Origin of the sequence: Bradyrhizobium sp. STM 3809 (assembly GCF_000239795.1) — a bacterium.
Taxonomy (GTDB): domain Bacteria; phylum Pseudomonadota; class Alphaproteobacteria; order Rhizobiales; family Xanthobacteraceae; genus Bradyrhizobium.
Window position 1 is genome coordinate 1 of record NZ_CAFJ01000703.1, and the last position, 5,386, is coordinate 5,386.

The following is a 5,386-nucleotide window of genomic DNA, read 5'->3' on the forward strand; positions in this document are numbered from 1 at the left end:
TATCATCGTCAGCGCTTGTTGCGGATCGGGACCGTCATGTCCTCGATCTTGATCTCGCGCACCGGTTCGTTGACGGCCCAGGCGAGGTTCGGATCGACCTTGACGCGGAAGTGATACATGCTTTGCAGCGCCTGGTGATCTTCTTTCCGGAAGATCATCTTGCCCTTCGGCGTATCGAACTCCATGCCCTCCATCGCCGCGATCAGCTTCTCGGTGTCGGTCGACTTCGCCTTGGTCACGGCGGTGACGACGGCCATCGCCGCGGAGAAGCCGCCCGCGGTGAAGAAATCCGGCGGCGCGTTGAAGCGCTTCTGGTGCTCGGCCACCAGCCAGTCGTTCACGGGGTTCTTGGGAATGTCATAATAATAATAGGTGGCGCCTTCCATGCCCGGCAGCCGCTTGTAGGCGGCGAGTGCCGGCAGGATGTTGCCGCCGGTCGACAGCTCGATGCCATAGCGCTTCGGATCCATGTCCTGCAGCTTGGTCAAGGGATCGCCGGCGCCGGCCCAAATCACCCAGATGATCTTCTTGCCCGGCTTGTCCTTCAAGGCGTCGAACAGGCGCTGGCCGACGGCGGTGAAGTCGGTCGTGCTGGTCGGCACATATTCCTCGGCGCCGAGCGTCGCGCCGGTCTTGGCGAGCGCTTCCTTGAACGCGGCGACGCCGTCGCGGCCGAAAGCGTAGTCCTGCGCCAGCGTGGCGACCGTCACGCCGGGCTTGCCGATCGCGACCGCGTTGGAGATCGCGTCCTGCGAGGAGTTGCGGCCGGTGCGGAAGATGTAGCGGTTCCACTTCTCGCCGGTGATCTGGTCGGCCACCGCGGGCTCGACGATCAGGATCTTCTTGTTCTCCTCGGCGACCGGCAGGTCCGCGAGCGCCGCGGCCGAGGAGGTCGTGCCGATGGCGATGTCGGCGCCGTCATCCTGATAGGCCTCCGACAGAGCGGCCTTGGAGAGATCGGGCTTGCCCTGGTCGTCCTTGGTGATGATGACGATCTTGCGACCGTCGATCATGTTGGTGCCCTTGGTGGCATATTCGAAGCCGAGGCGAAGGCCCGCTTCGGTCTGCTTGGCATAAGCCTCCAGCGGGCCCGTCTTGCCGTAGATGAGAGCGATTTTCAGATCGTCGGCCTGGGCGGCGGTGGCCAGCAGGGCTGCAGTCAGTGATGAAACAATGCCTTTGAATATATGTGACGTTTTCAAGAGCCTTCCTCCCAGCTACCGGCGGCTGTTACCTGCAACTGATAGTGTGCAGGCTCTGGCCGGGTCAAGGCAGTTTCGGAGGCAGGCGGGGAGCGATCATACTTTGTGCTGATGAACCTGCTCCTCTCTCTCGCCGCAGGATTCACCGTCGATAGCGGCTGCTGCGCGCATAAGCCTGGCGATTTTCCTGCACAGCGCGACTGGCGAGGCTGATGCGCGCTTCGCTTGCAATCGGGATCGCCGGCTTCAGCTCCTCGAGGAAGATCGGCCGCGAGAAGTAGTAGCCCTGGGCGTAACGGATCTTGGTCGCCGCCTGCAGATAGGCGAGCTCCTCGAACGATTCGATGCCTTCCGCGATGACGGTCATGCCGAGCGCCTCGCTCAGCGACTCGATCGCGCGCAGGATGCCCTGGCTGCGCGGCCGCTTGTGGATGTCCGTGATGAAGGAGCGATCGATCTTGATCTCGTCGGCGGTGATGTCGGCGAGCGCCGACAGCGACGAATAACCGATGCCGAAATCGTCGATCGAGATGCCGACGCCGATGCCGCGCAACAGCGGCACGATCTCGTCCTGGAAATGACTGCGGGTCACGAACGCGTCTTCCGTGACCTCGACCATGAAGCGCTTCGGGAAGCCGGTGGCCTCGAGCGCCCGGGCAAAGGGCTCCATGAACTCCGGGTTCGACGCCTGCTTGGCGGCGACGTTGATGCTGATCGTCGCCTCGTGGCCGAACGTCTCGTTGATCAGGTCGATCGATTTGACGATCTCGTCGAGCACGAGATGCGCGAGCTCGTCGATCAGCCCGAGTTCGACCGCGAGATTGATGAAGGCGCCCGGCGCCTGGATCACGCCTTCATTGTCGCGCAGCCGCACCAGCGCCTCGATGCCCTTGATCTCTTCGGTGCGGATATCGACCTTGGCCTGGAACGCGCAGCAGAAGCGCTTCTCGAGGATCGCGAGCCGCAGCGACTGCTCGACCTTCATGCGCGCCAGCGCCTCGTGCTCCATCGCGCTGGAAAAGAACGCCAGCGTGCCCTTGCCGCCGTTCTTGACGCGGTACATCGCGAGATCGGCGTTCTGGCGCAGCACGTCGTAGCTCGCGCCATGCTCGGGATACAGGCTGACTCCGACGGAGGCGGAGGCGAAGACTTCGGCGCCATCGATGAAGAACGGTGCGTTGAGCCGCTCGAGCAGCGCTTGCAGGAACTCGGCCACCTCCTCGGCGCGCTCGATCGGATGCAGCAGCAGCAGGAACTCGTCGCCGCTGATGCGCGACAGAAGGTCGGACTCGCGCAGGTCGCGGCTGATCCGCTTCGCGAACTCGATCAGCAGCGCATCGCCGGTGGCGTGGCCATAATAGTCGTTGATGTACTTGAAATTGTCGAGGTCGAGGAAGGCCAGCGCGAAGCGCCCCTCGACGCGGCCGCGGCGGACCAGATTGTCGGCGCGATGCTCGACGACGCGGCGCATCGGCAGGCCGGTCAGCTCGTCATAATAGGCGGCGCGGAACAGCTGGTCCTCGAACTCCTTCTGCTCGGAGATGTCGGCCGAGCTCGAGATCAGGACGGTGCGGTCGCCGATGCGGGTCGGCCGGTGCGCCGTCAGCAGCGTCTGCGGGCCGCGCTCGCCAGCGACCTTTTCCTCGCCGATCACCGTGCGCCCCCGGCCGATGATGTCGCGGCAAGCGCTCCGCCTGCCGTCGAGATGCGGTGACGACAATCCGTCGGCGCTGTTGGCGGCGGCGCCGAGCTGGACGGCGGCGGCATCGTTGACGAGGAGAAAGCGGCCGTGCTCGTCCTGCACCGTGACGCCGGACGGCAGCTGACTGAGGACGCCGCGCAGGAAGCGCAGCTCGGCCTCGGTCGCATCCAGCCCGTCGTTTTTGTCGGGTGAAAAGTTGAATCGGTCGCTGCTGTACATGCGCCGATTGTGCGAAGTTCCCGCTTCATTTTAGTTAAGCGTTACGTAGAAACACGGGGCTCCAAGGCCAAGTTGCGGAAAATGCGGAGCTTTGTGCCGCAGCGTCATTAACGGATCCTCAATTTGCCGGAGCACCCGGCTGCGCGCATGCGGCGAAAGTCGAAGGCCGGACCGCCTCGCCGCCGTCGCCTCAACTCGGCGGCACGCGGCATTGCATCGTGCAGTGGATTCCGGTCGGGAGAAACGTCGTGTCGGTCCCGCCGTCGAACGACGACAAGGCGGCCTTCAGCAGCTTGGTGCCGAAGCCGGGCTTGCCGACCTCGCCGACCGGCGGCCCCTCGGTCTCGTCCCAGGTCAGCTTGAGCCGGTCGTCCTGGATGGTCCAGGAGACCTGCAGGAAGCCGCGCGGCGAGGCGAAGGCGCCATACTTTCCGGCGTTGGTGGCGAGCTCGTGGAAGATCAGCGCCAGGCTGACCGCGAGCTTGGCTGGGAGGAACAGCCGATCGCCGTTGAGGTCGAAGCGCACATGGTCGTACGGCCCGAGCTCCGACATCAGCAGGTCCTTGAGGTCGCAGCCCTGTCCGTCGGCGCGCGCGATCAGATCGTCGGCGGTCGCCAGCGCGCGAAGGCGCTGGTCGATGCGACTCCAGACCTGCGGCTGGTCGTAAAGCACCTGGTGCAGCACGGCGTGAATCGTGGAGGTCTTGTTCTTGAGCCGGTGGTGCAATTCGTCGAGCAGCAGCTTGCGATACTGCTCTTCCTCGGTGAGGCGCCGCGCGATCTCGCGCTGCTTGAGGGCGAGACCGCGATAATGGCTGACGCCCCAGATCACCAGCGCGGCCGCCACCAGGTACATCGCCATCAGCGCGAGCCGTGCGCCATCGGCCGGGCCGCCGCCGAAATCCAGCGCCAGCCCCAGCGCCGCGCCGAGGATCGCGGTGGCGAGGCCGACACCTGATCCGCCGATCGCGGTGGCGAAGAACACCGCCGGGATATAGGGCGTGAAGAAGATGTCGGGACGGATCTGCGCCATGCCGAATCGGATCGCCGTCGCGATCGCCAGGCAGAGGATTGCAAAGATGCAGCTCCAGGCCAGAGTGGCCTGCCGCTCGCCGCGCCAGACCTGCTTGATGTCCTCGATGAGTCGCGTCATGGACATCCATGAGCCTCAGGTGCGCAACCAAATTAAGGCCGGCGTGGCGGTAATTTGTCCGGTTGCCGGAAGTTGCCGCGCTTGTGTTGCAATTCGGTGCGCCCGATGATGGTTCCGTGGCGGAACTCCGGTTGCTGCTCGGCGCGCGCCAACAAATAGAACATGTCAAACAGCTCAAAAGGAGGATCGGGCCATGGGACGATTGGACGGCAAGGTCGCGGTGATCACGGGCGCCACCAGCGGCATCGGCTTGCGCACCGCGGAGATCTTCGTCGCCGAAGGCGCGACGGTGATCGCCGCGGGCCGCCGCAACGTCGAGGGCGAAGCACTGGCCGCTCGTCTCGGTACGAAATGCGTATTCCGCCAGACGGACGTCACCGTCGACGCGCAGATGCGCGCGCTGATCGATCTCGCCGTCGACCGGTTCGGCCGTCTCGACTGTCTGTTCAACAATGCCGGCGGCCCGGCGCAGACCGGCGGCATCGAGGGTCTCGATGCGGCTCGGTTCGATCAGGCGATGGCGGTGCTGGTGCGCAGCGTGATGCTCGGGATGAAGTATGCGGCGCCTCACATGAAGAAGCAAGGCGCGGGCAGCATCATCAACAACGGCTCGATCGCGGGACGGCTCGCGGGCTACTCGACCTCGGTCGTCTACAGCACGGCGAAGGCCGCTGTGATCCATCTCACCAGATGCGTCGCGATGGAGCTCGGTGAGTCCGGCGTGCGCGTCAACTCGATCTCGCCCGGACTGATCGCCACCGGAATCTTCGGCAAGGCGCTGGGCCTGTCGACCGAGGCGGCGGAGAGGACGCCGGAGACGATCCGCAGCGCCTACGCCACCGCGCAGCCGATCCCGCGCGCCGGCCTGCCCGACGACATCGCGCATGCCGCTGTCTTCCTCGCCAGCGACGAGTCCAGCTTCATCAACGGCCACGATCTCGTCATCGACGGCGCCATCACCGGCGGCCGCAACTGGAGCCAGCAGCAGCAGGGCTATGCGGCGATGCGCAAGCTGCTCGGGGATGCGGTGGAGTAGGAGATCACCGTTTCGAGCACCATCTGCCGCACTCACGGAAGGTTGGAGTTTGCCCCGCTCTCTCCACGTCGTCA

Annotated in this window: 5 protein-coding genes; 1 reads left to right on the forward strand and 4 read right to left on the reverse strand. The window is 64.9% G+C overall.

The window, feature by feature from the left end; translation table 11 throughout:
• Positions 1-8 precede the first annotated feature (8 nt).
• The 4 genes from BRAS3809_RS30810 to BRAS3809_RS37670 form a co-directional block, all read right to left on the reverse strand.
• Positions 9-1,202, reverse strand: a complete 1,194-nt coding sequence (locus tag BRAS3809_RS30810) for a substrate-binding domain-containing protein (protein WP_008965930.1) — start codon at positions 1,200-1,202, stop codon at positions 9-11.
• Between the two features lie 142 nt (positions 1,203-1,344).
• Positions 1,345-3,123 (reverse strand): putative bifunctional diguanylate cyclase/phosphodiesterase, encoded by a 1,779-nt coding sequence (locus tag BRAS3809_RS30815; protein WP_008965931.1) that lies wholly within the window; start codon positions 3,121-3,123, stop codon positions 1,345-1,347.
• A 190-nt stretch (positions 3,124-3,313) separates the two neighbouring features.
• Positions 3,314-4,282, reverse strand: a complete 969-nt coding sequence (locus BRAS3809_RS30820; RefSeq protein WP_008965932.1) for a sensor histidine kinase — start codon at positions 4,280-4,282, stop codon at positions 3,314-3,316.
• A 26-nt stretch (positions 4,283-4,308) separates the two neighbouring features.
• The gene (locus BRAS3809_RS37670; protein WP_008965933.1) at positions 4,309-4,440 is read right to left on the reverse strand and encodes a hypothetical protein; all 132 of its coding nucleotides are present in this window, start codon (positions 4,438-4,440) and stop codon (positions 4,309-4,311) included.
• A 29-nt stretch (positions 4,441-4,469) separates the two neighbouring features.
• On the opposite strand from BRAS3809_RS37670, the gene BRAS3809_RS30825 reads away from it, so the two are divergent.
• Positions 4,470-5,312 carry an SDR family NAD(P)-dependent oxidoreductase gene (locus tag BRAS3809_RS30825; protein ID WP_008965934.1) on the forward strand — a complete coding sequence of 281 codons (843 nt, stop codon included), beginning with the start codon at positions 4,470-4,472 and terminating at the stop codon, positions 5,310-5,312.
• Positions 5,313-5,386 lie beyond the last annotated feature (74 nt).

Excerpts from the sequence above, each read along its gene's own strand:
- BRAS3809_RS30815 (WP_008965931.1), bottom strand. The coding sequence starts at position 3,123 with ATGTACAGCAGCGACCGATTCAACTTTTCACCCGACAAAAACGACGGG.
- BRAS3809_RS30820 (WP_008965932.1), bottom strand. The coding sequence starts at position 4,282 with ATGTCCATGACGCGACTCATCGAGGACATCAAGCAGGTCTGGCGCGGC.
- BRAS3809_RS37670 (WP_008965933.1), bottom strand. The coding sequence starts at position 4,440 with ATGTTCTATTTGTTGGCGCGCGCCGAGCAGCAACCGGAGTTCCGCCAC.
- BRAS3809_RS30825 (WP_008965934.1), top strand. The coding sequence starts at position 4,470 with ATGGGACGATTGGACGGCAAGGTCGCGGTGATCACGGGCGCCACCAGC.